Source organism: Zeaxanthinibacter enoshimensis, from assembly GCF_004362865.1.
GTDB lineage: Bacteria > Bacteroidota > Bacteroidia > Flavobacteriales > Flavobacteriaceae > Zeaxanthinibacter > Zeaxanthinibacter enoshimensis.
Genome location: NZ_SNYI01000002.1, coordinates 101,930 through 128,098, shown reverse-complemented (window position 1 = coordinate 128,098; position 26,169 = coordinate 101,930). Strand labels below are relative to the sequence as shown.

The 26,169-nt window shown below is 47.4% G+C and carries 20 protein-coding genes and 1 tRNA gene; 6 read left to right on the top strand and 15 right to left on the bottom strand.

Annotated features, from left to right (window positions below; all coding sequences use genetic code 11):
* Positions 1 to 36: 36 nt before the first annotated feature.
* The 6 genes from rpsO (at position 37) to CLV82_RS06775 (ending at position 7,138) form a co-directional block, all read left to right on the top strand.
* Positions 37 to 306: a 30S ribosomal protein S15 gene (gene rpsO / locus CLV82_RS06800; RefSeq protein ID WP_133643583.1), complete on the top strand. Its 270-nt coding sequence runs from the start codon at positions 37 to 39 to the stop codon at positions 304 to 306.
* A 193-nt stretch (positions 307 to 499) separates the two neighbouring features.
* The gene (locus CLV82_RS06795; protein WP_133643582.1) at positions 500 to 2,710 is read left to right on the top strand and encodes a polyribonucleotide nucleotidyltransferase; all 2,211 of its coding nucleotides are present in this window, start codon (positions 500 to 502) and stop codon (positions 2,708 to 2,710) included.
* Positions 2,711 to 2,878: 168 nt separating this feature from the next.
* Complete coding sequence (locus tag CLV82_RS06790) at positions 2,879 to 3,742, top strand: sigma-70 family RNA polymerase sigma factor (RefSeq protein ID WP_133643581.1); 864 nt, start codon at positions 2,879 to 2,881, stop codon at positions 3,740 to 3,742.
* A gap of 242 nt (positions 3,743 to 3,984) precedes the next feature.
* Complete coding sequence (rpe, locus tag CLV82_RS06785; RefSeq protein ID WP_133643580.1) at positions 3,985 to 4,638, top strand: ribulose-phosphate 3-epimerase; 654 nt, start codon at positions 3,985 to 3,987, stop codon at positions 4,636 to 4,638.
* A 5-nt stretch (positions 4,639 to 4,643) separates the two neighbouring features.
* Positions 4,644 to 5,627: a YpdA family putative bacillithiol disulfide reductase gene (locus CLV82_RS06780; RefSeq protein ID WP_133643579.1), complete on the top strand. Its 984-nt coding sequence runs from the start codon at positions 4,644 to 4,646 to the stop codon at positions 5,625 to 5,627.
* A 74-nt stretch (positions 5,628 to 5,701) separates the two neighbouring features.
* Entirely contained in the window at positions 5,702 to 7,138 is a 1,437-nt protein-coding gene (locus tag CLV82_RS06775; RefSeq protein WP_133643578.1) for an aldehyde dehydrogenase family protein, read from the top strand.
* Between the two features lie 800 nt (positions 7,139 to 7,938).
* Here the strand turns inward: CLV82_RS06775 and CLV82_RS06770 are convergent.
* From CLV82_RS06770 to CLV82_RS06700, 15 genes are all read right to left on the bottom strand, one after another.
* Positions 7,939 to 10,113 (bottom strand): TonB-dependent receptor, encoded by a 2,175-nt coding sequence (locus CLV82_RS06770; RefSeq protein ID WP_133643577.1) that lies wholly within the window; start codon positions 10,111 to 10,113, stop codon positions 7,939 to 7,941.
* 438 nt (positions 10,114 to 10,551) lie between these two features.
* Complete coding sequence (locus CLV82_RS06765) at positions 10,552 to 10,905, bottom strand: hypothetical protein (protein ID WP_133643576.1); 354 nt, start codon at positions 10,903 to 10,905, stop codon at positions 10,552 to 10,554.
* 469 nt (positions 10,906 to 11,374) lie between these two features.
* A tRNA-Arg gene (locus tag CLV82_RS06760) sits at positions 11,375 to 11,448 on the bottom strand.
* Between the two features lie 120 nt (positions 11,449 to 11,568).
* On the bottom strand, positions 11,569 to 12,018 hold the full coding sequence (locus CLV82_RS06755) for a GatB/YqeY domain-containing protein (protein ID WP_133643575.1): 450 nt from the start codon (positions 12,016 to 12,018) through the stop codon (positions 11,569 to 11,571).
* A 95-nt stretch (positions 12,019 to 12,113) separates the two neighbouring features.
* Positions 12,114 to 14,045: a cell division protein FtsZ gene (ftsZ, locus tag CLV82_RS06750; RefSeq protein ID WP_133643574.1), complete on the bottom strand. Its 1,932-nt coding sequence runs from the start codon at positions 14,043 to 14,045 to the stop codon at positions 12,114 to 12,116.
* Between the two features lie 43 nt (positions 14,046 to 14,088).
* Positions 14,089 to 15,417: a cell division protein FtsA gene (gene ftsA / locus CLV82_RS06745; protein ID WP_133643573.1), complete on the bottom strand. Its 1,329-nt coding sequence runs from the start codon at positions 15,415 to 15,417 to the stop codon at positions 14,089 to 14,091.
* Between the two features lie 5 nt (positions 15,418 to 15,422).
* On the bottom strand, positions 15,423 to 16,142 hold the full coding sequence (locus tag CLV82_RS06740) for a cell division protein FtsQ/DivIB (protein ID WP_133643572.1): 720 nt from the start codon (positions 16,140 to 16,142) through the stop codon (positions 15,423 to 15,425).
* Positions 16,132 to 17,484, bottom strand: a complete 1,353-nt coding sequence (murC, locus tag CLV82_RS06735; protein ID WP_133643571.1) for a UDP-N-acetylmuramate--L-alanine ligase — start codon at positions 17,482 to 17,484, stop codon at positions 16,132 to 16,134. Before murC ends, CLV82_RS06740 begins: the two co-directional genes overlap by 11 nt.
* Entirely contained in the window at positions 17,481 to 18,578 is a 1,098-nt protein-coding gene (gene murG / locus CLV82_RS06730; RefSeq protein ID WP_133643570.1) for an undecaprenyldiphospho-muramoylpentapeptide beta-N-acetylglucosaminyltransferase, read from the bottom strand. Before murG ends, murC begins: the two co-directional genes overlap by 4 nt.
* Positions 18,565 to 19,764, bottom strand: a complete 1,200-nt coding sequence (locus CLV82_RS06725; protein WP_133643569.1) for an FtsW/RodA/SpoVE family cell cycle protein — start codon at positions 19,762 to 19,764, stop codon at positions 18,565 to 18,567. Before CLV82_RS06725 ends, murG begins: the two co-directional genes overlap by 14 nt.
* Positions 19,765 to 19,768: 4 nt before the next feature.
* Positions 19,769 to 21,103, bottom strand: a complete 1,335-nt coding sequence (gene murD, locus CLV82_RS06720) for a UDP-N-acetylmuramoyl-L-alanine--D-glutamate ligase (RefSeq protein WP_133643568.1) — start codon at positions 21,101 to 21,103, stop codon at positions 19,769 to 19,771.
* Positions 21,103 to 22,323 carry a phospho-N-acetylmuramoyl-pentapeptide-transferase gene (gene mraY / locus CLV82_RS06715; protein ID WP_133643567.1) on the bottom strand — a complete coding sequence of 407 codons (1,221 nt, stop codon included), beginning with the start codon at positions 22,321 to 22,323 and terminating at the stop codon, positions 21,103 to 21,105. The genes murD and mraY overlap by 1 nt, the downstream gene beginning before the upstream one ends.
* Before the next feature lie 50 nt (positions 22,324 to 22,373).
* Positions 22,374 to 23,837: a UDP-N-acetylmuramoyl-L-alanyl-D-glutamate--2,6-diaminopimelate ligase gene (locus CLV82_RS06710; protein WP_133643566.1), complete on the bottom strand. Its 1,464-nt coding sequence runs from the start codon at positions 23,835 to 23,837 to the stop codon at positions 22,374 to 22,376.
* Positions 23,834 to 25,840, bottom strand: a complete 2,007-nt coding sequence (locus CLV82_RS06705; RefSeq protein ID WP_133643565.1) for a penicillin-binding protein — start codon at positions 25,838 to 25,840, stop codon at positions 23,834 to 23,836. Before CLV82_RS06705 ends, CLV82_RS06710 begins: the two co-directional genes overlap by 4 nt.
* Entirely contained in the window at positions 25,841 to 26,161 is a 321-nt protein-coding gene (locus CLV82_RS06700) for an FtsL-like putative cell division protein (RefSeq protein ID WP_133643564.1), read from the bottom strand.
* Positions 26,162 to 26,169 lie beyond the last annotated feature (8 nt).

Sequence of the window (26,169 nt, the reverse complement as noted above, 5' to 3'; positions counted from 1 at the left end):
ATCAGATACATAAAAATCATTTAAAATAATATTGGAATGTATTTAACCCAAGAAGTTAAAGCTGAGCTGTTTAAGAAGCACGGCGGGTCTGAGACCAACACAGGTTCTACAGAAGGGCAGATCGCTCTTTTCACGTACCGCATCAACCACCTTACTGAGCACTTAAAAAGGAACCACAAGGATTTCAACACTGAAAGATCCCTGGTACGCCTGGTAGGTAAGCGTCGCTCACTGCTCGATTACCTGAAGAAAAAAGATATTGAGAAATATCGTGAACTCATCAAGGAATTGAATATCCGTAAATAACAAAGAAAGGGGAAGGCATACTTCCCCTTTTTTGTATTTTTATAATTGCCAAAGTCCCGGCAACGGGCAACAACAAAAAGCTTACTCCTGGTTTTTCATTGGTCAACACAACAACACAACCCTGGCCGTCCGGTAAGGCGGCAGACCATGTTTAACAAGACCCGGCATTTATGCCCGGTACTAATTCAATTTTATGATTCCAAAAACATTTAAAGAGGTCATAGACCTTGGTGATGGTAGAGAAATCTCTATCGAAACCGGAAAACTCGCCAAGCAGGCACACGGTTCTGTTGTAGTGCGTTCCGGAAACTGTATGCTTCTATGTACCGTAGTTTCTAACTACCAGCAAAGCGATGTGGATTTCTTGCCACTTACTGTAGATTACCGTGAAAAATTTGCCGCCTCCGGGCGCTATCCAGGCGGATTCTTTAAGCGCGAGGCTCGTCCGAGCGACGGAGAGATCCTGACCATGCGACTTGTAGACAGGGTATTAAGACCTTTATTCCCTAAGGATTACCACGCGGAAACCCAGGTGATGATACAGCTGATGTCTCATGACGAGGATGTGATGCCTGATGCCATGGCCGGATTGGCAGCATCTGCAGCAATCCAACTATCTGACTTCCCATTTGAATGCGCTATTTCTGAAGTACGCGTAGGACGTGTCGACGGAGAGTTCATCATCAACCCAACCCGGGCACAGCTCGAGCAGTCTGACATCGACATGGTGATCGGGGCTTCTGAGGATTCAGTGATGATGGTGGAAGGAGAGATGAAAGAGATCTCTGAAGAGGAAATGGCTGAAGCTATTAAGTTCGCTCACGAAGCGATTAAGAAACAGGTTGCAGCCCAACACAGGCTGGCTGATGCTTTTGGCAGGAAAGAAGTGCGTGAGTACGAATCTGCACGTGAAGACGAGGAGCTTGAGAAAAAGATCCATGAAATGGCATATGACAAGGTTTATGCCGTCGCCAAAGCAGGGTCTGCCAAGCACGAAAGAAGCGCTTCATTTGCAGAGATAAAAGAAGAGATCGTAAACAGTTTCTCAGAAGAGGAGCAGGAAGAATACGGAAACCTGATCAGCAAATACTACGGGAAAGCTGAAAAAGATGCGATCCGTGATCTTACACTAAATGAAGGTCTCCGTTTGGATGGCCGTAAGACAGACGAGATCAGGCCGATCTGGTGCGAAGTGGATTACCTCCCCTCTACCCACGGTTCTGCTATCTTCACCAGGGGTGAGACCCAGGCCCTGGCTACGGTAACCCTAGGAACTTCCAGGGAAGCCAACCAGATAGACATGCCATCTTACGAAGGAGAAGAAACATTCTACCTTCACTATAATTTCCCACCTTTCTCAACAGGAGAAGCACGCCCGATCCGGGGTACTTCAAGACGTGAGATTGGCCATGGAAACCTTGCACAACGTGCATTAAAAGGAATGATCCCGGCAGACTGTCCTTATACTGTAAGGGTAGTATCGGAAATCCTGGAAAGTAACGGTTCTTCCTCTATGGCAACTGTTTGTGCCGGTACAATGGCATTAATGGATGCAGGGGTACAGATCAAGAAACCTGTATCAGGGATCGCGATGGGACTTATCACTGACACTGAAAGCGGAAAGTATGCCGTACTTTCTGACATCCTTGGGGATGAAGATCACCTTGGAGATATGGATTTCAAGGTTACCGGTACAGCTGATGGTATCACAGCCTGCCAGATGGACATCAAGGTTAAGGGACTTTCTTACGAGATCCTGGTAAATGCTCTTAAGCAAGCCAGGGGAGGAAGATTACACATCCTTGATAAACTGAATGAAACCATCTCTGAGCCTAACGAGTCTGTAAAAGCTCATGCTCCTAAAATGGTAACGACTACCATCGCCAATGAATATATCGGTGCCCTGATCGGACCAGGAGGTAAAGTGATACAGGAGCTTCAGAAAGCGACCAAGACTACGATCGTAATCAATGAAGACCCTGTTACAGAAGAAGGAATCGTCGAGATCCTGGGTACAGACCAGGCCGGTATTGATGCCGTTCTTGCGAAGATCGATTCTATCACCTTTAAGCCTGAGGTTGGAAGTGTATACGAAGTGAAAGTGATCAAAATGCTCGATTTCGGAGCTGTAGTCGAGTATAAAGATGCCCCCGGCAACGAAGTACTGCTGCACGTTTCTGAACTCGCATGGGAACGCACAGAAAATGTCAGCGATGTGGTAAACATGGGTGATGTATTTGATGTGAAGTACATGGGTACAGATCCAAGGACCCGTAAAGAGAAAGTTTCAAGGAAAGCACTGCTTCCTAAACCGGAAGGTTACAAGGAGCGTCCACCAAGAAATGATCGTGACCGCGGAGGAGATCGCAATAAGCGCCCGCATTCAAAACAAAGAAGGGACTAATCTTATTCCCAGTCGTTTATAGCTAAAGCCCCTGTTTCAGGGGCTTTTTTTATGAACTTCTACAATTATTAAAAATTTTCAATAGCATCTTGTAACATTTGGTAGTTTTCTACGTATAAGTCTATGCAGCCTATGCATACTCAACTTAATTTGAAAGGAAAAAGCTAGATGAGACAATTAAAAATCACAAAACAGGTAACCAACAGGGAAACCGCGTCACTTGACAAGTACTTACAGGAGATCGGGAAAGTGGATCTGATCACTGCCGACGAGGAAGTAGAACTGGCACAACGGATCAAAGCCGGGGACCAGATCGCACTTGAGAAGCTGACCAAGGCCAACCTGCGGTTCGTGGTATCCGTTGCTAAACAGTACCAGAACCAGGGACTGACCCTGCCTGATTTGATCAATGAAGGAAACCTTGGACTGATCAAAGCCGCACAGCGCTTTGATGAAACCCGTGGATTCAAATTCATCTCTTACGCCGTATGGTGGATCCGCCAGTCCATACTGCAGGCACTTGCCGAGCAATCCCGAATTGTCCGTCTGCCATTGAACAAGATCGGATCGATCAACAAGATCAATAAAACCTTCGCTTTCCTGGAGCAGGCCCACGAACGTGTACCTTCTGCAGAGGAGATCGCCAAGGAACTGGACATGACCGTAGAGAACGTAAAGCAGTCGCTTAAGAACTCCGGCCGCCATGTATCCATGGACGCTCCCCTTATAGACGGGGAAGATTCTAACCTATACGATGTACTTCGCAGTGGGGAATCACCAAACCCGGATAAGGAACTCTTGCACGAGTCGCTCCGTACGGAGATCGAAAGAGCACTGGAAACACTGACCCCAAGGGAAGCAGACGTGATCAGGCTGTATTTCGGTCTTGCCGGTCAGCACTCTATGACTCTCGAAGAAATAGGTGAAACCTTTGACCTGACCAGGGAACGTGTAAGGCAGATCAAGGAAAAAGCCATCAGGAGACTTAAACACACCTCCAGGAGTAAGATCCTGAAGACTTACCTGGGCTAAGAAACACGGTTGCGATTATTGCCTATCACCAGTTGTGACATTGGTATAATAATTGTAATTTGTAACCACAACAACAGTACATCATGACTGTTCGTTTTTTGATTGATGAATGAACTCCGGCTGATTACCGGAGTTTTTCATTTTATAATACCAGTGAGACTGAAATTTTCCCATTCGCAGCCTGACTACAGGGAATACTTCAATTCCTTACCTTTGTATCTATCTTTATCAGATAAGCGCCTATGAATCACTTAAAAATTGCCCCTTCCCTGCTCGCCGCCGATTTCGGCAATCTTGAACGCGATGTGAAACTTGTGGAAAACAGTAAGGCAGACTGGCATCACCTGGATATTATGGACGGATTATTTGTACCCAATATCTCTTATGGGATGCCGGTAGTAAAAGCAATCTCCGAATACGCTTCAAAACCCCTGGATGTACACCTGATGATCGTAGACCCGGATCGCTATATCAGCGAATTCGCCAGTTCAGGTGCCCACATACTTACTGTTCATTTTGAGGCCTGCAAGCACCTGCACAGGACGGTACAGGCGATCAAGGCAGAGGGAATGAAGGCCGGGGTTGCCCTTAACCCGCATACCCCTGTCCGTTTACTTGAAGATATCATACAGGACCTGGACCTGGTTCTCGTGATGAGTGTGAACCCGGGCTTCGGCGGTCAATCGTTCATAGAAAATACCTATGAAAAGATCCGTAAGCTGAAGGAACTGATCACGGCTAAAGGATGCGACACCCTGATAGAGGTTGACGGGGGCGTTGGCCTGCAGAATGCCGCAAAACTCAAAGCGGCCGGTGCTGATGTCCTGGTAGCAGGCAGCGCGGTCTTCAGCAGTGAAGATCCCGGCGCCACGATTGAAAAATTAAAAGAAAGTTAGGATTGATGGAAGCATATGATGTACTGATCGTTGGCGGAGGGCCCATCGGGATCGCCTGCGGTCTTGAAGCAAAGAAAAAGGGTTTGACTTACCTGATCGTAGAAAAGGGACCAATCGTTAATTCCCTCTTCAACTACCCCATCAATATGCAATTCTTTTCTTCCTCTGAAAAACTGGAGATCGCAGAGATCCCTTTCATCAGTAAGGAAGCCAAACCCAAACGAAATGAAGCCTTGGAATACTACAGGCGCATTGTCACTTCTAACCAGTTAAATATCCACTTGTTTGAACGGGTTCAGGGTATCGAGAAGAATGACGATCATTTTATAGTCACCTCGGAGAAGACCCGATACCAGGCTAAAAATGTTATTGTTGCCACAGGGTTCTATGACCTTCCCAACAAGATTGAGGTGCCCGGGGAAGACCTTCCCAAGGTGTCGCACTACTACAAAGACCCGCACTTCTATGCCAGCCAGAAATTAGCCGTGATCGGCGCCAGTAACTCGGCCATAGACGCTGCGCTGGAATGCTGGCGCAAGGGTGCGGAGGTGTCGCTCATTATCCGCGGACCCGAAGTCGGGCAAAGGGTTAAATACTGGGTAAGACCTGACATCATCAACCGTATCAATGAAGGCAGTATTAAGGCATATTATAATTCGGTGGTCAAGGAAATAAGGCAACATGAAATTGTTGTTGACACCCCGGAGGGGGAAGTGGTAATCGAAAACGACTTTGTCCTGGCACTAACGGGCTATAAGCCTAATTTCAGATTCCTGCAAAAGATCGGGATAGAGTTATCAGAGGATGAGAAGAAACTGCCTGTATACGACCCGGAAACCATGGAAACCAATGTGGCCGGACTCTACCTCGCCGGGGTGATCTGCGGGGGAATGGAGACCCATAAATGGTTTATAGAAAATTCCAGGATCCATGCAGATATGATCATTGCATCCATCCTGGAAAAACAGGAAAGCAAGGTACCCTCCTGATCCTGTTTTCTTTTCTCAAAGAATTAAACGAACACCAAGGTTTCGTATCTTAGGCTGACTATACCCCCGCGCATATGATCCAGACAGAGACGGAAAGAACCAGCAGCAGCACTAATATATCCTATGACCTGCTTTTCAGGAAGCAGCAGGCCCAAATGCTGGTTACCGGGAACAGTTCTGCGAAGACCAGGATTGAAAAACTGAACCGCCTTTTAAAAGCGGTACGGGAAACATACCGGACACAGATACAGGAAGCGCTCTATAAGGACTTTGGTAAGCCCCACACTGAAACCGATCTTACAGAGATCTACCCCATTGTAAAAGAAATCAAGCATACCAGGAAACACCTGCACCGCTGGATGAGAAAACAAAGAGTTGAGACTCCCCTGACCCTTATGGGAACCTCATCCTGGTATCGCTATGAATCTAAAGGGGTCTGCCTGATCCTATCGCCCTGGAATTTTCCACTGAACCTGACCTTTGGACCTTTGGTATCGGCCATAGCGGCAGGTAACACGGTGATCCTGAAACCCTCGGAAATGACCCCTCATATTGCCGGGGTTATGCAAAAGATCATTGAAGACCTGTACCGGGAAGAAGAGATCGCCATGGTTCAGGGTGATGCCGATACAGCCAAAGCCCTGCTGGACCTTCCTTTTAACCATATCTTCTTCACCGGTTCGCCGGGCATTGGAAAAAAAGTGATGGCCGCAGCAGCTAAAAACCTGAGCTCTGTGACGCTCGAATTAGGCGGGAAGTCCCCCGTTATCGTCGACGAGAGTGCCAATCTGAAGGTGGCCGCCAAACGGATTGCCTGGGGAAAATACATGAATGCTGGTCAGATCTGCGTCAGCCCTGATTACCTGCTGATCCATCATTCGGCAAAGGCAGACTTTCTGAAACTCATTGAAATCGAGGTGCAAAAATTTTTCACCTCAAACCCAAAAAGCTCCGGCTCTTACAGCAGGATAGTCAACCAGCGGCATTATGACCGTTTAATGGAACACCTGGAGGATGCAGAGGAGAAGAATGGCGTAACCCGCTTCGGGGGCAAAAGCGATGCTGCGGAGAATTATATCAGTCCCACTGTAATCGAAGATCTGCCCGAGGATGCAAGTCTTATGCAGGAAGAGATCTTTGGCCCGGTCCTGCCCGTAAAGACCTATAAGGAGCTGGAAGAGGTCATTGCTTATATCAATTCAAAAGAGCGGCCCCTTGCCCTTTATATATACAGCAGGAGAAAGAAGAATATAAACAAGATCCTCGGGGAGACTCGTGCCGGGAGCAGCTGTATAAATTCCAATGTCCTGCAGTACGCCAATCAAAACCTGCCATTTGGCGGAGTCAACAACAGCGGGATCGGAAAGTCGAACGGCATATACGGGTTCCGGGAATTTTCTAACCAGCGGGCCGTATTAAAACAATATAACCGGGGCATTATACAATTGCTGTTTCCACCTTACACCAGCTGGAAACAGAAGATAGCGATCATCACCCTTAAGTGGTTTTAGGATTTGGTAGTTGACAGTAGCCAGTAGCCAGTAGACAGTATACAGTAGCCAGTAGAGAGTAGACAGTAGACAGTAGAGAGTAGAGAGTAGAGAGTAGAGAGTAGAGAGTAGGATAATTAATTTAACGGTCGCCGGAACACATAGTTTCGCTGCATGTTTTTTGCAGGGAAAGCAGTTAACTTGAGACCGGGTGGGGGTTTGGGTCCCCCTAAAAAAAGAATGGTTAATCGCGGCTTAAAGGTTAAACTTTATTTCCTGGCAAAAACGTTACACACCTCCGGACGACCTTGTCACGATCGTTAGTTTTAGCAGATGATCAAACTGTCTGGATTCCGCTGACTATGCTTAACCCTCACAATAACCGGTACTAAAATCTTCTCATTCCAGGGAACATATTCCAGGTCATGAGAATTGCTCTTATGTATCTGATACTTTGTTTCACTGCAAGCTTCCTGCAGTGAAAACAATTAACTTAAGACCGGGTGGGGGATTAAGATACCCCCATAATATTCACATGAGAAATCTTTCATTCTCTGCCCTGCAATTCTGTGCCCGGTACTGCTAATATAGCGGTATCTGCCGGTACCGGGAAGCAGGATATCCATGGGGACAGGCAGGAAAATGTTCACAAAATATTTTTCTTGTCTACTGCAAGCTTTCTGCAGCGTACTGCATTACTTTGAACCCGTGTGGGACGGTGAACCGGCTCATTTATATCAGGCGAGAATAATGCCACAGGGTCTATTTCAAAATGGAAAAAGACCCCGCAGCACTACTATACCCGTATTAATGAATCAATGTTATAATTTCCATTTCAGTCCGCCATTCACAACGAATCCGTCCACCGGGGCGTAAATATCCCTGAACTGAGGGTCACTCAGGTTCCCGGTGTAGATGGTATCAAAGGCAGTTTGCCGGGTATCCAGGAAATTCTCAAAATTAAGGAATACTGAAAAGTGTTCTCCAAGTTTCTTCTCTGTCATTAACCCGGTGATCCAGTAGGATTGTCCTGTACTGCCGTCACTGAGTTGCTGCGGACTGTAGTAATACGCTTCTAAGCCTATCCAAAAATTATCGTGCTTCTCGTACATCAGTACATTATTCAGCCGATGTTTGGCCACCAGCGGAAAATCGGAGGTCTCACCATTATAATGTTCCTCCACATCGGCATAAGTATACCCCACAAATAATTTCAGATCCCTGTAACTCCACTTCAGGTTCACCTCCACCCCTTTGGTATCCACCTTGCCATCCGGCTGTACAAATTCGAAAGCCGAGCCGACCGGTGTAAGGACCAGTGGGTTTTGGATCTGGGTGTAGAAGAACAACACATTGGAGGACATGATGATCTCAGCAGTGAGGGGCACTTTATAATTAATATCAAAGTTCCCGCCAACAGAACGCTCAGCATTCAGTGCTTCTGTATCGAGCGGTAAAATATTCCGGAACTGCCTGCGTTCCGCATCTTCTGAGAATACCGTAGGTGTCTTATAACCTAGTCCTCCTCCTGTCCTGAACGTCAGTTGTGGCAGGGGTTCATACATAAGGGACAAGCGGGGTAAGGGAAACCAACCATATTCATTCTGGTAGTCCAGCCTGAACCCGGATTCCAGGGTCCATTTCTCACTTACAGACCAGGTATTCTGGGCAAAGGCTCCCCAGGTCGAATTAGAGAAGCTCAGGTCCTGTGCTGATTGACCGTCGGACTGTTTAAACTGGTCTGTCCAGAGATTTAGTCCGGATATCCATTCGGAGGTACTGTTCCCCCAGATCAGGTTTATTTCGCTGAATGAAGAGAACTGCTGCCCACCAAAACTATACTCCGGGATGGCCACCAGCCGGTCGTAGAAATTCAGGCTGTTCTTGATCTCTAACCTGACTGAATCGCTTAAATCACTTGTCAGCTGGTATTGTGTGGAGATACGATCGGTCTTATTACTTTCAAAGTAGGGATCTTCTACCGGTTCTCCTTTTACAAAATCCAGGTTCCCCCCTAATCGACGTTCAGTAACTATATTCACCCCGGCATTCATCCGGGTGTCATCTCCCAGGTATAAGAAAAGCTTTGGATTCAATGTAAATCGATCAAACTCTGGTATAGCGGTCAGACCAATCTCAGCGGGATCATACGGGGTTCCTTTATTATAGGAAGCAAAGATCGTTGTCCCTACTTTGCCATACTTCTCCGAATAAAACCCACTGATATCCAGGCCAAGCGCAGAAGTTCCATTGAGCATAAAACTCAGCTCTTTTTCCTCCCCCGGTGTCTTGGTGATCAGGTTCACCAGACCGGCGATGGCACCGCCACCGTACAGGGTCGATGATGCTCCTTTTATTACTTCGACCTGTTTAAGGTCTAAAGGGGCTATCTGCATTAAACTCAGACCCCCGGAAAACCCAGAGTATAATGGCATCCCATCCCGCAGCAGCTGGGTGTATTTACCATCCAGTCCCTGGATGCGGATGCTCGAGTTGTAACTGGTAGCAGAGGTTTGTTGCGTTTGGATCCCGGTACTTTCATTTAATAACATGCGGATATCCCCGGGTTTCATATTCCCTTTTTCGGCTAATTCCTCCCCGGCAATAAATTCGACCCGCGTTGGTATATCCTGAATGGTCCTGGTACTCCGCGTTGATTGTATAACCACTTCATCCATCTCCTCATGGGAGGCATGAAGCCTGATAGTCTGATCCTGTTGATCATCCTCCAGCGGGAATGACAAATCCTTCTCAATAGTTTCGTAGCCCACGTAACTTATACGCAACAAATGAGGGCCATCCGGAATACCCGTAATGGATACTCTCCCCGCATCGTCCGTTGTTCCCCCGATCTGTAATTCCGGGAAGAAAACACTTACCCCCAACATGGGTTCTGCACTTTCGGCATCAACGATCCTTGTCTTAAAAGTATTTTGGGCACTGAGACCACAGAGTACAAAGAAGGCCAGGCCCGTCAAAAAAATTTTGATATTCATGTTGTGTAAAATTAGATTTTGAATGTGGTACACTTAAATGCAGGCATGGGTCTGCCTGCATATTCATCTAGAAAAATCCAATTATATAATGGGAGGGCGGAAATGACGCTGTACATAGGTTCCCGGGAATATTCTCGCAGGAAATAAAATAATATTCCGTTCAACAAGGGCTACAACCGGGGAATCAAATGCTACTCCATTGACCTGTATAAATCCCACGCAGGTGCCACACATATTAAATGGGGAGCAGGGTTCATTACTTCCCGGTTCTTCCCCGTGTCCGGTTTCCGAGGTGCAGACCGTTTGTGCAGTATCATCGCACAATAGTTCTGAAGCACAGCAAGGCATGCCCGAAAACAGGAGAATGATGAATGTGACTATGTAAACACCCCAACGCATGTTGTAAAAATAATGCTTTATGATCAATTGCTGCAGGGATCAGGACACATAGTAATGATATTGCCCCCCTGCACTCCCCTCTGCAAAATATATAGGCGAGAGCTGTTCAACGCTGTATTTTTTTATGCCCCTTGGCTCCCCTGAGCCTGTGAGAGGATATACTGCGTTGATCCTCACTACACTCCCCTTTGCAATACAAAAAGGCCACGGCTGTTCGCCGTGGTATTTTTTTATGCCCCTTGGCTCCCCTGAGCCTGGGGGAGGATGAACTGCGTTGATCCTCACTACCCTCCCCTTTGCAATACAAAAAGGCCACGGCTGTTCGCCGTGGTATTTTTTTATGCCCCTTGGCTCCCCTGAGACCACGGGAGGATGAACTGCGTTGATCCTCACAACACTCCCCTTTGCAATACAAAAAGGCCACGGCTATTCGCCGTGGTATTTTTTTATGCCCCTTGGCTCCCCTGAGCCTGTGGGAGGATGAACTGCGTTGTTCCTCACTACCCTCCCCTTTGCAATACAAAAAGGCCACGGCTGTTCGCCGTGGTATTTTTTTATGCCCCTTGGCTCCCCTGAGCCTGTGGGAGGATGAACTGCGTTGATCCTCACTACCCTCCCCTTTGCAATACAAAAAGGCCACGGCTGTTCGCCGTGGTATTTTTTTATGCCCCTTGGCTCCCCTGAGCCTGTGGGAGGATGAACTGCGTTGATCCTCACTACCCTCCCCTTTGCAATACAAAAAGGCCATGGCTGTTCGCCGTGGTATTTTTTTATGCCCCTTGGCTCCCCTGAGCCTGTGGCTCGGTTCGCAGCGGGGCATAAAAAAAGTCCACAACTTTCGTTGTGGACTTTTTGGTTGTAGTGACCGCGGGAGGATTCGAACCCCCAACCCTCAGAGCCGAAATCTGATATTCTATCCAGTTGAACTACGCGGCCGCCTGTATTTCCAGGAAATATTGGAATTAACCCTTTTTCCTTAGGGAGCGCAATTTACATAAAAACTGCAACCCGGCATTAAAAAATTTATTCCAATTTACAGGCAAAATACAGGAAGCCCTATTGCAATTTTGCCTTCACAATAGTGGAAATGGTTTTGCCATCTGCTTTCCCGGCCAGTTCTTTTGAAACTATTCCCATTACTTTGCCCATATCTTTCATACCCTCCGCATTTACTGAGGCAATTGTCTTTTCTACCACGGCTTCGATCTCTGCTTCCGAAAGCTGTTCCGGCAAAAATGATTCAATGACCTTGGCCTGGGCAAGTTCCGGCTCTGCCAGGTCTGCCCTGCCCTGCTCCTTATATATTGCCGCGCTGTCTTTGCGCTGCTTCACCAGGCGCTGAACGATCTTGATCTCTTCCTCTTCAGACAGCTCGCTGCCCGCCGATTTTTCTGTTTTCGCTAATAAGAGTGCTGCCTTGATAGCCCGCAGCGATTCCAAGCGAACTGCATCCTTGGATTTCATCGCGTTCTTCATCTCTGTCAGCAGTTTTTCCTGTAAAGCCATATCCACCATTTTTAGGGCTACGAAGATAAAAAATAAACCCGGATAAGCATTGCTCTCCGGGTTTATCCGCACCTGTTGGGGAAACGTTTGGCAACTTAGTCCACGTTGTCGTGCAGGAATGAGTTATTAGAGCGTATCTGTATTTCATCGTTACTGTCTTCACCCAGCGAAGTCCTGGAGATCTTTCCTTCTTTATTATGGGCAGAAAGGTCTACACCTTGTCGCTTGTAAGCAGGCTCCTTTTCAATTTCATCAATGTTGTTTACATTATTCTGAAACTTGTAGTTGAAATCTTTGAGCTTTTTCCTTCGCTCAGCCGCACGCTCCTTGAGCAATACTTCGATAGGGCTATTCATCGGGTCCGGCTCCTCGGTCTCAGCTACCATTTTCTGAGGTTCTTCCTGGCGTACGGTCTTTTTTTCAAATACCAGTTCACTGTCCTTTAATTTAGGCTCAAATTTTTCAGCCTTGGATTTAGCCCCGGTCAGTTTCTTTTCCAGGTCCATATAATCATCCAGGCTGTACCTGGTCTCACCTTCCTTGTTATACTCCAGGACCGGGATAACCTCTATATGATCCTCCACATCCATTTCCCTGACCTCATCATCGAGGCTGAAGGTGATGGTGTGTTCCTTTTCTTCTTCCTGAATGGATTCTTCTTTTTGGATCGGCATATCAAAACTGAACGCGATCTGGTCCTTATCGGTCCTTTTAGAAGAAACTACCTCAGGATCTATCACTTCTATAGACTCCAGCGACTCCTTGGAATCGATAATAATGAAATCCTCTTCTTTAACATTAGTGGCTACTACCTCGTCGTAGAAAACATTAAAGTTCCGGATATAGTTAGTGGTTGGGATCAGGTCCATCTCGTCCTCCTTGCTGGCTTTAGGCTGCTGCCTTTGTGCCGGCTTCTGAACGATCTCTTCATCTTCCAGTACGTGAACTACTTGTTCCTGGGTAAGGTTACGGGTTGCCTTTTGTTCATCCTCCAGCGTATGGATGATCTTTTTGGACTCGGTATTTACGATCTCATCCTGCTGGTCTATATTAAAACCCGTGGCGATCACCGTTACAGCGATGGCTTCACCAAGGTTTTCATCTTCCCCTACACCCATAATGATATTAGCACCATGACCGGCTTCGATCTGGATGTGATCATTGATCTCTCCGATCTCATCTATGGTAATCTCCTGGGCGCCGGATACGATCAACAGCAGCACGTTTTTAGCTCCTGTAATCTTATTGTCATTCAGCAATGGCGAATCCAGTGCTTTCATAATGGCCTCGTTGGCCCTGTTAGACCCGGAGGATACCGCAGACCCCATAATGGCGGTACCGCTGTTAGACAATACGGTCTTTGCATCCCTGAGGTCAATATTCTGGGTGTAATGATGGGTAATTACCTCGGCTATCCCCCTTGCCGCAGTTGCCAGCACTTCATCTGCTTTGGAGAACCCGGCTTTAAACCCAAGGTTACCGTATACTTCTCTTAGCTTGTTATTATTGATCACGATCAGGGAATCCACATTGGCACGTAATTTTTCGATCCCTATCTGCGCTTGCTTACAACGACTCTTTCCTTCAAACTGGAATGGCATGGTAACGATCCCCACCGTTAAAACATCCATTTCCATGGCTAGTTTCGCGATGACAGGAGCAGCTCCTGTACCGGTTCCTCCACCCATCCCCGCGGTGATAAATATCATCTTGGTCGTGGTGTCAAGCATCTGCTTGATCTCTTCCATACTTTCCAGTGCGGCTTGTTCGCCCACTTCCGGGTTAGCCCCTGCTCCTAATCCTTCTGTCAGGGAAACTCCTAGCTGGATCTTATTGGGAACCGGGCTGTTCTGCAATGCCTGAGCATCGGTATTACAGATTACAAAGTCCACGCCGTTAATACCGGCCTGGAACATGTGGTTGATGGCGTTGCTTCCGCCTCCACCTACTCCGATCACTTTTATTACGTTGCTCTGATTCTTGGGCAAATCAAAGGCGATGTTGTCAAATTCGGTGTTGCTGCTCATGATCAATAATTTTGAGGTTTTTATGTGCTTCTGTGTATTCTGATTATTCTGCGTTATCTAAGAAATCTTTTAATTTCTCAGACCAACGATCAAAGACCGATTTCCTTTCCTTCCGGACTTCGGTCTGGGTACCTGATTCCATCGAGGTCTCCAGTACCATTTCTGTATCGAGCTCCTGCTGGGCCTCTTCAGCCTCCTGCTTCTTACGCCCCTGGTTTTTGACAGCATTCATCAGTAATCCGACGGCAGTGGCGTAAAGCGGACTTGCGATCTCCTCGTCAGAGTCGCCTGCCAGGTGCTCGTTCGGGTACCCGATGCGGGTATCCATCCCGGTGATATACTCTACCAGTTGTTTCAGGTGCTTTAACTGGCTGCCTCCCCCTGTGAGGACAATACCAGCAATTAATTTTTTCTTTTGTTCTTCGTGCCCGTAGTTCTTGATCTCCACGTAGACCTGCTCGATGATCTCCACTACCCTGGCATGAATGATCTTAGACAAATTCTTCAGGGTGATCTCTTTTGGCTCCCTGCCTCTAAGGCCGGGTATACTTACGATCTCGTTATCCTTGTTTTCTCCTGGCCATGCTGATCCAAATTTGATCTTCAGTAATTCGGCCTGCTTCTCAATTATAGAACATCCTTCCTTGATATCTTCGGTAATGACGTTCCCTCCAAATGGAATAACCGCGGTATGCCTGATGATCCCATCCTTGAAGATGGCGAGGTCCGTGGTTCCGCCTCCTATATCGATCAGTGCCACACCGGCTTCTTTTTCTTCCTGGCTAAGTACAGCGTCAGAAGATGCCAGGGGTTCCAGGGTGATATTTCCCAGGTCCAGACCTGCACTCTTGATACAGCGACCTACATTTTTTATCGAAGAAACCTGGCCTACCACTACATGGAAATTAGCTTCCAGCCTGCCTCCGTACATCCCCATAGGTTGCTTGATCTCTCCCTGCCCGTCTATGCGGTATTCCTGCGGAAGCACATGGATGATCTCTTCCCCGGGTAACATCACCAGCTTATAGACCTGGTTACAGAGTTTGTCCAGGTCGTCCTCGTTGATCACTTCTTCAGAGTTAGCCCTGGTGATATAGTCACTGTGCTGTAAGCTGCGGATATGCTGCCCGGCTATGCCCACCACTACAGAACCTATTTTTAAACCGGAATTAGCTTCGGCCTGTTCCACGGCCTGCTGGATAGATTGTATCGTCTGGGTGATATTATTGACCACCCCGCGATGAACCCCCAGGCTCTTAGACCTGCCGATCCCAACCACTTCAATCTTGCCATATTCATTTTCTTTTCCAATGATGGCAACGATCTTGGTGGTCCCAATGTCGAGTCCGACTGAATAATTCCCTTGTTCCATATGTTCTATATTTTGGTGCACACTACTTGATTGTTAAACTCCAGGCTTACGATATCGTATTCCTTTAATGTCCTGTCCTTAGCAGCCTTTGCATAAAAGGCCTTGAAATTGTTAAACTTCTTCTGAAGGTCCTCTACACCCCCCAGGTTAACTACAAAATTCTCCACCCTGAACTTCAGCTGGTAATTCCCTTCCTCGAGGATATGGATACCTATGACGTTCTTTCGCAGAAAGTCGTCCGTGTTAATGTATTTCAGGATTACATAGGCATCTTCTAAAGCTTTGCCTGTGATCTTACCTGTTATAATTGGTACGCGGGCTGAATGGTTATTCGATAAAGGCATACGCTTTCCCTCCTCATCAAGGTAATATTTGGTATATCCCTCTATGCGACCTATGGGTTGCCTTTGTTCGATCTTGGTTGTGAGTTCACCGTTTACGGTCAGAAAAACCTGGGCGTCTTTCACCATTTCGTTAGTCTCGATGACCTCCTCAATAGTATTCAAAGCTATATTTTCTTTAGGGACGTTTGAGAGACGGCCGAATTTTTGTATTAACAATTTATTAACCGTTTCTTCAGTGACATACAAGTTATCACTGCCGACAAAAGAGATCCGGATCCCCTCTACATTACGAGCAGCACTTCTGATCGAGGAAAAAGCGAAAAGACCTGTAACACAGATCATTAATCCAGCAAGCTTGAGGTAGTTCAGTTTAGCCTTCATATTCCAGTTCTTTTTGAATTTTTACAACTTCCAGTCCAATATCCCCGGCACCCATGGTGATCAGTATTTCGGGTTGCCTTTTCTTAATTTCAGTGATCAGGTCCTCCTTTTTAACCAGGCTTTTTTCATCCGTATCTACCTGTTCCAGTAACCAGGAAGAGGTGATACCGGGGATGGGTAATTCCCGGGCAGGGTAGATATCCAGCAAGAGCAGACTGTCAAACCTGGACAGGCTCTGCGCAAACCCCTCTGCAAAGTCGCGCGTACGGGAAAACAAATGGGGCTGAAATACCACCAATGTCTTCTTTCCCGGGTGCATTTCTGTCACCGCCTGGTAAACCGCATCGATCTCGCCCGGGTGATGGGCATAATCATCGATAAAAACCAGGTTGTCTCGCTTGATCCTGTAAGAGAACCGCCTGGAAACTCCTTTAAAAGTCTCCAGGGCTTTAGCCAGATCTTCCGCGGTCGGTCCCGCTTCAAGGGCCATGGCAAATGCCACCAGTGCATTGAGCAGGTTATGCCTGCCGGGCAGGTTGAAGGTGACCCCGGGAACCTCTGTATCAGGGGTATGGATATCAAAGTGATACCGCCCTTCTGAGATCTTTAAATTTTGTATGCTGTAATCGGCAGGCTCTTCAATTCCATAGGTAAGCCCTTTCATGGAGAGACCTTTCCTGACGAAAAGTTTTCCTCCCGGTTTCAGCTTCCCGGCGAATTCGTGGAACGATTGCACCAGTTGTTCCCCATCGCCATAAATATCTAAATGATCTGCCTCCATAGAGGTAACACAGGCTACATCAGGACTTAACCTCAGGAAAGACCGGTCGTATTCGTCTGCCTCTACCACGGAATAAGTTGTGCCTTCCAGGATGAAGTTGCTGTGAAAATCTTCGGATATTCCTCCTAAAAATGCCATCAACGGAACCTTGGTCTCCTTTAGTAAATGCGCCAGTATAGTGGAGGTAGTCGTTTTCCCGTGGGTACCTGCAACCGCAAAACAAAATGAATCCCTGGTCACCGCCCCGAGTACATCGGATCGTTTTTTTACATTGAACCCCCGGGCGGTAAAATATGCCAGCTCCTTGTGATCCTTTGGTACAGCCGGAGTATAAACCACCAGGGTAGTAGCCGCATCCCTGAATCTACCCTTGATCTCGGAAACCTCGTCTGTATAATGAATGATCATCCCCATCTCCTCCAACTCCCTGGTCAACGGGGAAGGAGTCTTATCATAACCCCCGACTTCTTTCCCGATAAAATGGAAATACCTCGCAAGGGCAGACATACCTATCCCCCCGATACCAATGAAATAGACGTTATGTATTTCCTTTAAATTCATATTGCTGTCGGCAGTAATTTTTCTATTTCGTCTGCTATTCTTCTTGTGGCATCCGGCATTGCCATCTTCCTGATATTATTCCCCAGCCTATGACGGTCTTCAGGGGAGCTCGCCAGCTTCCTGAATACGGCTTCAAACCTGCTGTCCAGCTCGCTTTCCCTGAGCATGATTGCGGCATCCTTATCCACCATGGCCTGTGCATTCTTGGTCTGGTGATCCTCTGCCACGTGGGGAGAGGGTATAAGAATCACCGGTTTTCCTACCAGTGACAATTCTGAGACTGCCCCTGCACCGGCCCGGGAAATGATCATGTCTGCCATGGCATATGCCAGGTCCATCCGGTTCAGGAAATCATAAACTTTTATATGCTCCGTTCCCAGGTCTTTATATGTTTCGTAATATCCTTTCCCGCATTGCCACACCAGCTGTATCCCCAATTCTTCTATGAGCCCCAGGTTATCAGCCAGAAGTTCGTTGATCCGCTTTGACCCCAGGCTGCCACCGAGCACTACCAGGGTGGTCCTTTCTGCTTCCAGGTTAAAGTACGCGGCTGCTTCCTGCTTGGAACCCGCTTCCCGGATCAATGATTCACGAACAGGGTTGCCGGTCTTTACAACTTTATCCGCGGGGAAGAATTTCTCCATCCCATCATAAGCAACGCAGATCTTTTCAGCCTTCTTGGCCAGCAACTTATTAGTTATCCCTGCAAAGGAATTCTGTTCCTGCAGCACACAAGGTATTCCCTTCCTGGAAGCCACCTGTAATACTGGACCACTGGCAAATCCACCCGTGCCAATAGCGACGTGCGGTTTAAATTCAGCTACTATGTTACCTGCTTTGATCAAGCTCTGTATCAGTTTTACCGGAAACATTAAATTCTTCAGACTGAGTTTCCGTTGCAGTCCTGTGATCCACAACCCCTTTATCTCGTAACCGGCCTGTGGCACTTTTTCCATTTCCATTCTCCCCTTGGCTCCTACGAAAAGGAACCGGGCATCCGGGTACCTCTTTTTCAACTCGTTGGCAATCGCGATGGCCGGGTAAATATGACCCCCTGTTCCTCCCCCTGATAATATGAATCTATAATTGCCCACTCAATATCTCTAAAGGGTTCGTCTCATCATTCTCTACGGTCTCTTCTGCCTTTTTCTCCCGTTTGATACTGGCGCTTAATATGATCCCTATGGCCAGGCAGGTCATCCAGATAGAGGTTCCCCCGCTACTGATCAGCGGGAGGGTCTGTCCCGTCACCGGGAACAGCTCAACCGCTACAGCCATATTGATCAGGGCCTGGAATACAATAGGAATGCCTACTCCTACTACGAGTAACTTCCCGAAAATACTTTCGTGCGCATTGGCAACCACTACTATCCTGAAAAGCAGCAGCATATAAAAGAACAAAAGGGCCAGTCCTCCCAATAATCCATATTCCTCAATGATGATCGCATAGATAAAATCCGAGGAACTCTGCGGCAGGAAATTCTTCATCACACTCTTCCCCGCGCCGTTACCCATGATACCGCCGGTGGCAATAGCTATCTTGGCTTTTTCGATCTGGTAATCCGACTCGGTATCCGCCGGGTCCCAGAAACTTTCTATCCTGCTGACCCAGGTATCGATCCGGTTCGGGATAAGATCCGGAACAGCTTTGGCCAGCAAAATGAATATGCACAACATCGCGATCCCGGCCCCTACCATTCCCAGCAGGTATTTAATTGGGTACCCGCCCATAAAACAGAGCACCATTACCATGAAAAATATGATGGCTGCAGTTGAAAAGTTTGCAGGTAGTATCAGCATGATCACCAGGAACACGGGGACCCACAGTGGCAAAAGGCTTTCCTTAAAGCTCACCACTTTATCTTTTACCTTGGTCAGGTACCGGGCCACATAGATCATCAGTACCACGGCTGCAAGGTTGGATGTCTGGAACGATATCCCCACCACGGGAAGGCGGATCCAGCGACTGGCATTGGCACCGTCAATAGTAGTTCCTTGCGCAAGGGTATAGACCAGGAGCACCAGTACTACCGGCATAGCGATAATAGATAGCCCTTTAAAGAAATGTGTTGGAATCTTATGGACCGCGAAGATAATTCCAAACCCAAGAAATAAGAGCATAGCGTGTTTCAGCAGGTATCCAATGGTGGTACCGGTTCCTACTACGTACACCAGGTTACTACTGGCACTGTACACAGGCAGGAACGAAAACAAGGCCAGCAGGGCCACCACGGCCCATATTACCTTATCTCCTTTTATGTTCTGGAATAATCCGGTCATGGTATTATAAATTCTTTACAGCTTCTTTAAATTGGTCTCCCCTGTCTTCGTAATTGTTAAAAAGGTCGAAGCTCGCACAGGCCGGAGATAACAAAACGGTATCTCCCCTTTCAGAGATTTTGTATGCCACTTTTACTGCTTCCTGCATGGCAAAGGTCTCCACCACCAGGTCTACGGCATTTCCGAAGGTCTCCACGATCTTTGAATTGTCCACTCCTAAGCAGATGATCGCTTTGACTTTTTCACGCACCAGCGGCATCAGTGACTTATAATCATTTCCCTTATCAATACCCCCGACGATCCAGATCGTAGGCCCGGTCATACTGTCCAGGGCGTAATAGGTAGCATTGACGTTCGTCGCTTTGGAGTCATTGATGTACTGCACATGGTGAATTTTCAACACCTTTTCCAGGCGATGCGGGGCTCCCTGGAAATTCTGAATACTCTGGCGGATAGTCTCCTTCCGGATACTTACCAGCTTAGCAACCGTAGCTGCAGCCATAGTATTCTTTAAGTTATGCTTGCCTTCCAGGGCCAATGCTTCGTTTTTCATATCAATAGTGTTTTCATTTGTCTTAATCCGTATGTTCTCTTTGTCCAGCCAGGCTCCCTGTTCCAGTTCCTTTTCAATGGAAAAAGGAAGTACAGTTGCCCGTACCGGGTGGTTTTCCAGCCAATTCACCGATACTTCGTCATCGGCGTCGTAGATGAAATAATCCTCTTCTTGTTGATTTTCGGTTATCCGGAATTTAGAGGCGATATAATTCTCAAACTTGTAATCGTACCTGTCCAGGTGGTCTTCCGAGATATTTGTGATCATGGCTATATGCGGCCTGAAATCTCTTATCCCGTCTAACTGGAAGCTGCTGATCTCTAATACGTAATAATCGTATTGTTCTTCAGCGACCATTTTTGCGAAACTATCCCCGATGTTACCTGCCATCCCGACATTTAAACCAGCCTCTTTCAGGATATGGTAGGTAAGCATGGTGGTAGTGGTTTTTCCATTACTACCCGTTATTCCGATCAGGGTCGCATCCGTGAACCTTGCCGCAAACTCGATCTCTGATATCACCGGGATCCCTTTAGCCACCAACGCTTTTACCAGCGGCACCTTATCCGGTATACCGGGACTCTTCATTACCAGGTCTGCCTCCAGGATCCTGTTTTCCGAATGTCTCTCCTCTTCCCAATCAACTCCAAGATGTATAAGAACGTCCTTATATTTTTTTGCTATCCTGCCCTTGTCGGATACAAATACCTCGAATCCTTGCTGCTTTCCCAGGATGGCGGTTCCCACACCACTTTCTCCTCCGCCAAGTACCACCAGTTTCTGCATCAGCGGACTTTTAGGGTCACAATGGTGACAATGGCCAGGAGTATTCCTATAATCCAGAACCTGGTCACGATCTTACTCTCGTGGTATCCTTTCTTCTGGTAGTGGTGATGCAGCGGAGACATCAGGAAGATTCTCCTCCCCTCCCCGAACTTCCGCTTGGTATATTTAAAATAGCTCACCTGTATCATCACCGAGAGCGACTCGGCAAAGAAGATCCCGCATAAAAGAGGGATCAGTAATTCTTTCCTTACGATCAGGGCAATTACCGCGATCACACCCCCAATAGTAAGGCTGCCCGTATCACCCATAAACACCTGGGCAGGGAATGCATTATACCAGAGGAATCCTACCAGGGCCCCCACGAAGGCAGCAATAAATACTACCAATTCTCCCGCTCGCGGGATAAAGAAGATGTCCAGGTAATCAGAGAAAATGATGTTACCCGAGACCCATGCAAATATTCCAAGGGTAAGTACGATTATGGCCGAGGTACCTGCTGCCAGCCCATCTATTCCATCGGTAAGGTTCGCCCCGTTAGAGACTGCCGTGACAATAAAGATCACGATGGGAATAAACAGTAACCAGGCATAATCCGTAGCTCCTTCACCCATCCAGCCCAGCAGCTCACTGTAATCCAATTCGTTGTCCTTGAAAAAAGGAACATTCGTCTTGATCGATTTGATCTCTTTTCCTTCAACCTGTTCTACGGTAAACCGTTCCGTGATCCGGCTGCTGTCATTATCTTTCATGGTCACCTCCGGGTGAAAGTAGAGGGTTGCCCCCACCATCAGCCCGAGCATCACCTGCCCCATCACTTTGAACCGCCCTTTAAGTCCCTGCTTGTTCTTCTTGAATATCTTGATGTAATCGTCGATAAAACCTATGGCCCCCATCCAGAGGGTAGTGACGATCAGGAGCAGGATATAGACATTATCCAGCTTTGTGAACAGTAAGACCGGCACCAGGGTAGACATGATGATGATGAGCCCTCCCATAGTAGGAGTCCCTGCTTTCTGCTCCTGGCCTTCAAGTCCAAGATCCCTTACGGTTTCACCGATCTGTTTACGCCGCAGCAAAAGGATGATCCGCTTTCCATAGACCGTTGCGAGGACAAGGGAAAGCAATACCGACATTGCCGCACGGAACGAGAGGAACTGGAACAGCGTAGCCCCGGGGAACTGGTATTGTTTTTCTAAGTATTCGAACAGATAATACAGCATCTTGTCAGTTATCTAGGTAACCGGGCTACAAGGAGCACCGGCCTGGTTTTTTATTTTTGCAATTCGGTCAGCATATCCCTGACCTTCTTAAAATCATCAAAGTCTACCCGGGTTCCTTTTGTCTCCTGGTAGGTTTCATGCCCCTTCCCGGCTATCAGGATTATGTCCAGTTCACTTGCCATCTTACAGGCTGTTTTAATAGCCTGCTCCCTGCTTTCAATAGCCAACACCTTGCGGGTATTCTGGGGCTCCACCCCGGCTTCCATGTCCTCGATGATCTTGGAGGGATCTTCTGACCGGGGATTGTCAGAGGTGAATATCACCTGGGTGCTTAATTCGGTTGCGATATGACCCATAACCGGACGCTTAGACTTGTCACGATCACCACCGCACCCCACTACGGTAATGACGTTTTCATTTCCAGTCCTCAATGCATTGATAGTAATCAATACATTTTTAAGTGCATCCGGTGTATGGGCATAATCAACTATCGCTGTAATCTTCTTATCGGATATAAAATACTGGAACCTCCCGTCCACGGTTTCCAGTTCACTGATCAGTCTCAGTATCTCCAGGGTCTCAAGCCCGAGAAGTTCCGCCGCGGCGTAAATGGCCAGAACGTTATATGCATTAAAGTGACCGATCAAACGGGTCCAGAATTCGTTTTCCCCGATTTTAAGCAACTGCCCACTGAATTGATTCTCCAGGATCTGCGCCCTGAAGTCGGCATAGGTTTTAAGGGCGTATGTGTGTTTTTTTGCACGGGTATTCTGCAACATGACAAAGCCGTTCTTATCGTCAATGTTGGATAAAGCGAATGCCGTCTTAGGCAGGTTGTCGAAGAGTAGTTTCTTGGTGTCCCGGTATTCTGCGAATGTCTTGTGGTAATCCAGGTGATCATGAGACAAATTGGTGAAAATTGCCCCCGCAAAATAAAGTCCCTCTGTCCTTTTCTGGGCGATCCCGTGAGAACTCACCTCCATAAAACAGAACTCCACCCCGGCTTCGTTCATCATAGCCAGGTGCTTGTTGATGACCAGCGCATCCGGGGTCGTATGGCGGGTAGCGTGTTCCTGGTCGTCTACCATGATCTTTATGGTAGAAATTAGGCCGACTTTAAAACCGGCCTTTTTGAAGAGTTGATAGAGCAGGCTGCTGACCGTCGTTTTACCATTGGTGCCGGTTACCCCGACCAGTTTCAGGTTTCTCGAGGGATTCCCATAATAATTGGCCGCCATCACGGCGAGAGCCGATTGCGTATTTTCTACCTGCACATAGGTCACCTCGTTCACCAGGTTCCCCGGTAATTCTTCGCAAACCACGGTGTTTGCTCCAGAGCTGATTGCCTTGTCGATAAATTCGTGACCATCTGCCTGTGTTCCCCGTATAGCCACGAATACATCGTCCATACCTACAGCCCTGCTGTCAAAACAAATGGCGTTCACCATTTTGGCCGTAGAACCGGTCACTGCCGAGAGGCGTACTCCGTATAGTATGTCCTTTAATGACTTCATGAAAGTTCCAGTACAATTTTTTTAACCTGCTTAAGGTCTGTCCCTTTGTTGACCGATTGTCTCCTAACTTTTCCATTACCCCTGACCTCTACCTCCAGCCCGAGGTTTTCCAGGATAGAGATAGCGTCCATACCACTCATTCCCTTTACATCAGGGACCTGGTTGTAGTCTTTCTGGACCTTGGCATAATAGGCCTCGTATTCTTCTTCCAGTTCCTTGGTAGTAGGATCCAGGGATTCCACTTCATCCACCATGGGGTTATTGGCATAGATCTTTTGAGCAACCGATTTAAATACCGGGCCGGAAACATCTGCTCCATAGTACCCTACACTTTTATCAGGTTCGTGGATCACTACGATACAGGAATATTTTGGGTTTTCAACAGGGAAGAAACCGGCAAACGTGGAGATGTATTTCAGTTTATCCGGGTCCTTGGAAACATAATTCTTCTGGGCGGTTCCTGTTTTCCCAGCCATTGAGAACTGGGAGGAGTACAGACCATGCCCGGTACCGTGTTTCTTGGAAACCACGTTACTTAAAAGTTGTTTTACCTTGGCTGCAGTTTCCTCGGAACAGATGGCAGGATTCAGCACTTCCTTTTCAAATACCTGTATGGTACGGTCCCACTCCCTTACTTCCTTTATTAACCTTGGCCTCAGCAACTCTCCCCCATTCGCAATGGCATTGTAAAATGCAAGGGTCTGCAAAGGAGTAAGAGAAACTTCATAGCCGTGCGACATCCAGGCAAGAGAAATTCCTGACCATCCTTTATCACCCGGCATACGAATCACCGGCTCGCCCTCCCCTTTAATAGGAAGACCCAGTTTTTCATGAAGACCCATACTGCGAAGACGGTTCACATAGGCTTTTGGGTTGTCCTTATAACCGTAATGAATCATTTTTGCGAAAGCCGTATTCGAAGAAACTTCGAATGCCTTTCCCATACTGATCTTACCATAGCCGCCGTGCTTAGAATCCCGGACAGTCCTGTCAAAAATTCTCCACCGGCCTTTTTCGGTATCGATTACGGTACTGGTATCAACCACCCCGTCTTCCAGGGCAGCGACCAGTGACATTAATTTAAAGGTAGAACCCGGCTCATGGGATTCCCCAATAGCGTAATTTAAACGCTCGTAATATTTTCCTTCTTCTGTTCTCCCAAGGTTAGAGATCGCTTTGATCTCCCCTGTTTCCGTCTCCATCACGATAACACTGCCGTGTTCTGCTTTATATTTTTCTAATTGCGAGAGCAGGGCGTGATGGGCGATGTCCTGTATGTTGATGTCGATGGTGGAGATAACGTCATAACCATCTTTCGGCTCAACCAGGTTATCAAAACCGATCGGCTTCCACTGGCCTTTGGCGATCTTTTGCTTCATCCGCTTACCCTCAACTCCTCTCAGGTATTGCCCGAAAGCACCCTCGAGTCCCACCCTGGTAGCGTAGCCGTTCTCATCAAAGCGTTCATATCCCACACTTCGTTCTGCGATCTTACCTAAGGGATGCTCGCGAACGGTCTTCTGCTCCACGATCACCCCTCCTTTATAGGGGCCCATATTGAACAATGGGAATTCACGGAGTTCCATATAGTCCGAATAATCCAGGTTCCTGGCGATTAAAGCATAACGGTTCTTATTGATCTTCGCCTTGCGAAGCAACCTTTCGTAATGAGCTGTTGGTTTACCCAGTAAGCCGGAAAGCGCCTTGGATAAAGGCTTTACCTGGGCCTCGAAATCGGAGTCTTTCACTGTAACCGCGTCAAAACGGATGGTATAGCGCGAAACCGATGTAGCCAGCAAACTCCCGTCATCAGAATACAGGTTACCCCGGTTAGGGGCAATCGTGAACATCTTCTCCGTGCGCTGCATGGCGAGGTCGCGGTATTTATCACCGTCCACCATCTGTATAGTGACCAGCTTAAATACCACGGCCAAGGCAAACAGGAAAAGGCTTCCTGCCACCAGGTACATACGGTTTAATATTTTTTTCTCCGTAACAGCCATTTAGCTCTTTTTAGCTTTTACCTTGATCTTCTTTGGAGGATTCTCAGAAGGCAATAACCCGTCTTCTTTTACGCTTTCGCGTATAGTGGATTCCAGCTTTAGTTTCTGCACATCAGAACGCATATCCACGAACTGGCTTCTCAATTCTTTTACTTCTTCGTTTAGGGCTGCCACCTTGTGCACTTTCCTGTCTGCGCTGTGCGCACTGGCAATCATGACGGTCGCCAGGAAAGATGTGAAAATGATGAATGTCCAGTTCTTGGGTGCATCACTGCTGATCAGGAATTTCCCCCTTAAAATGTCTACAATTCCCTTTTTCATGGTCAGTT

What these genes read in the sequence shown, in the direction of transcription:
- rpsO (WP_133643583.1), top strand. Translation starts at nt 37, where the DNA reads ATGTATTTAACCCAAGAAGTTAAAGCTGAGCTGTTTAAGAAGCACGGC.
- CLV82_RS06795 (WP_133643582.1), top strand. Translation starts at nt 500, where the DNA reads ATGATTCCAAAAACATTTAAAGAGGTCATAGACCTTGGTGATGGTAGA.
- CLV82_RS06790 (WP_133643581.1), top strand. Translation starts at nt 2,879, where the DNA reads ATGAGACAATTAAAAATCACAAAACAGGTAACCAACAGGGAAACCGCG.
- rpe (WP_133643580.1), top strand. Translation starts at nt 3,985, where the DNA reads ATGAATCACTTAAAAATTGCCCCTTCCCTGCTCGCCGCCGATTTCGGC.
- CLV82_RS06780 (WP_133643579.1), top strand. Translation starts at nt 4,644, where the DNA reads ATGGAAGCATATGATGTACTGATCGTTGGCGGAGGGCCCATCGGGATC.
- CLV82_RS06775 (WP_133643578.1), top strand. Translation starts at nt 5,702, where the DNA reads ATGATCCAGACAGAGACGGAAAGAACCAGCAGCAGCACTAATATATCC.
- CLV82_RS06770 (WP_133643577.1), bottom strand. Translation starts at nt 10,113, where the DNA reads ATGAATATCAAAATTTTTTTGACGGGCCTGGCCTTCTTTGTACTCTGT.
- CLV82_RS06755 (WP_133643575.1), bottom strand. Translation starts at nt 12,018, where the DNA reads ATGGCTTTACAGGAAAAACTGCTGACAGAGATGAAGAACGCGATGAAA.
- ftsZ (WP_133643574.1), bottom strand. Translation starts at nt 14,045, where the DNA reads ATGAGCAGCAACACCGAATTTGACAACATCGCCTTTGATTTGCCCAAG.
- ftsA (WP_133643573.1), bottom strand. Translation starts at nt 15,417, where the DNA reads ATGGAACAAGGGAATTATTCAGTCGGACTCGACATTGGGACCACCAAG.
- CLV82_RS06740 (WP_133643572.1), bottom strand. Translation starts at nt 16,142, where the DNA reads ATGAAGGCTAAACTGAACTACCTCAAGCTTGCTGGATTAATGATCTGT.
- murC (WP_133643571.1), bottom strand. Translation starts at nt 17,484, where the DNA reads ATGAATTTAAAGGAAATACATAACGTCTATTTCATTGGTATCGGGGGG.
- CLV82_RS06725 (WP_133643569.1), bottom strand. Translation starts at nt 19,764, where the DNA reads ATGACCGGATTATTCCAGAACATAAAAGGAGATAAGGTAATATGGGCC.
- murD (WP_133643568.1), bottom strand. Translation starts at nt 21,103, where the DNA reads ATGCAGAAACTGGTGGTACTTGGCGGAGGAGAAAGTGGTGTGGGAACC.
- mraY (WP_133643567.1), bottom strand. Translation starts at nt 22,323, where the DNA reads ATGCTGTATTATCTGTTCGAATACTTAGAAAAACAATACCAGTTCCCC.
- CLV82_RS06710 (WP_133643566.1), bottom strand. Translation starts at nt 23,837, where the DNA reads ATGAAGTCATTAAAGGACATACTATACGGAGTACGCCTCTCGGCAGTG.
- CLV82_RS06705 (WP_133643565.1), bottom strand. Translation starts at nt 25,840, where the DNA reads ATGGCTGTTACGGAGAAAAAAATATTAAACCGTATGTACCTGGTGGCA.
- CLV82_RS06700 (WP_133643564.1), bottom strand. Translation starts at nt 26,161, where the DNA reads ATGAAAAAGGGAATTGTAGACATTTTAAGGGGGAAATTCCTGATCAGC.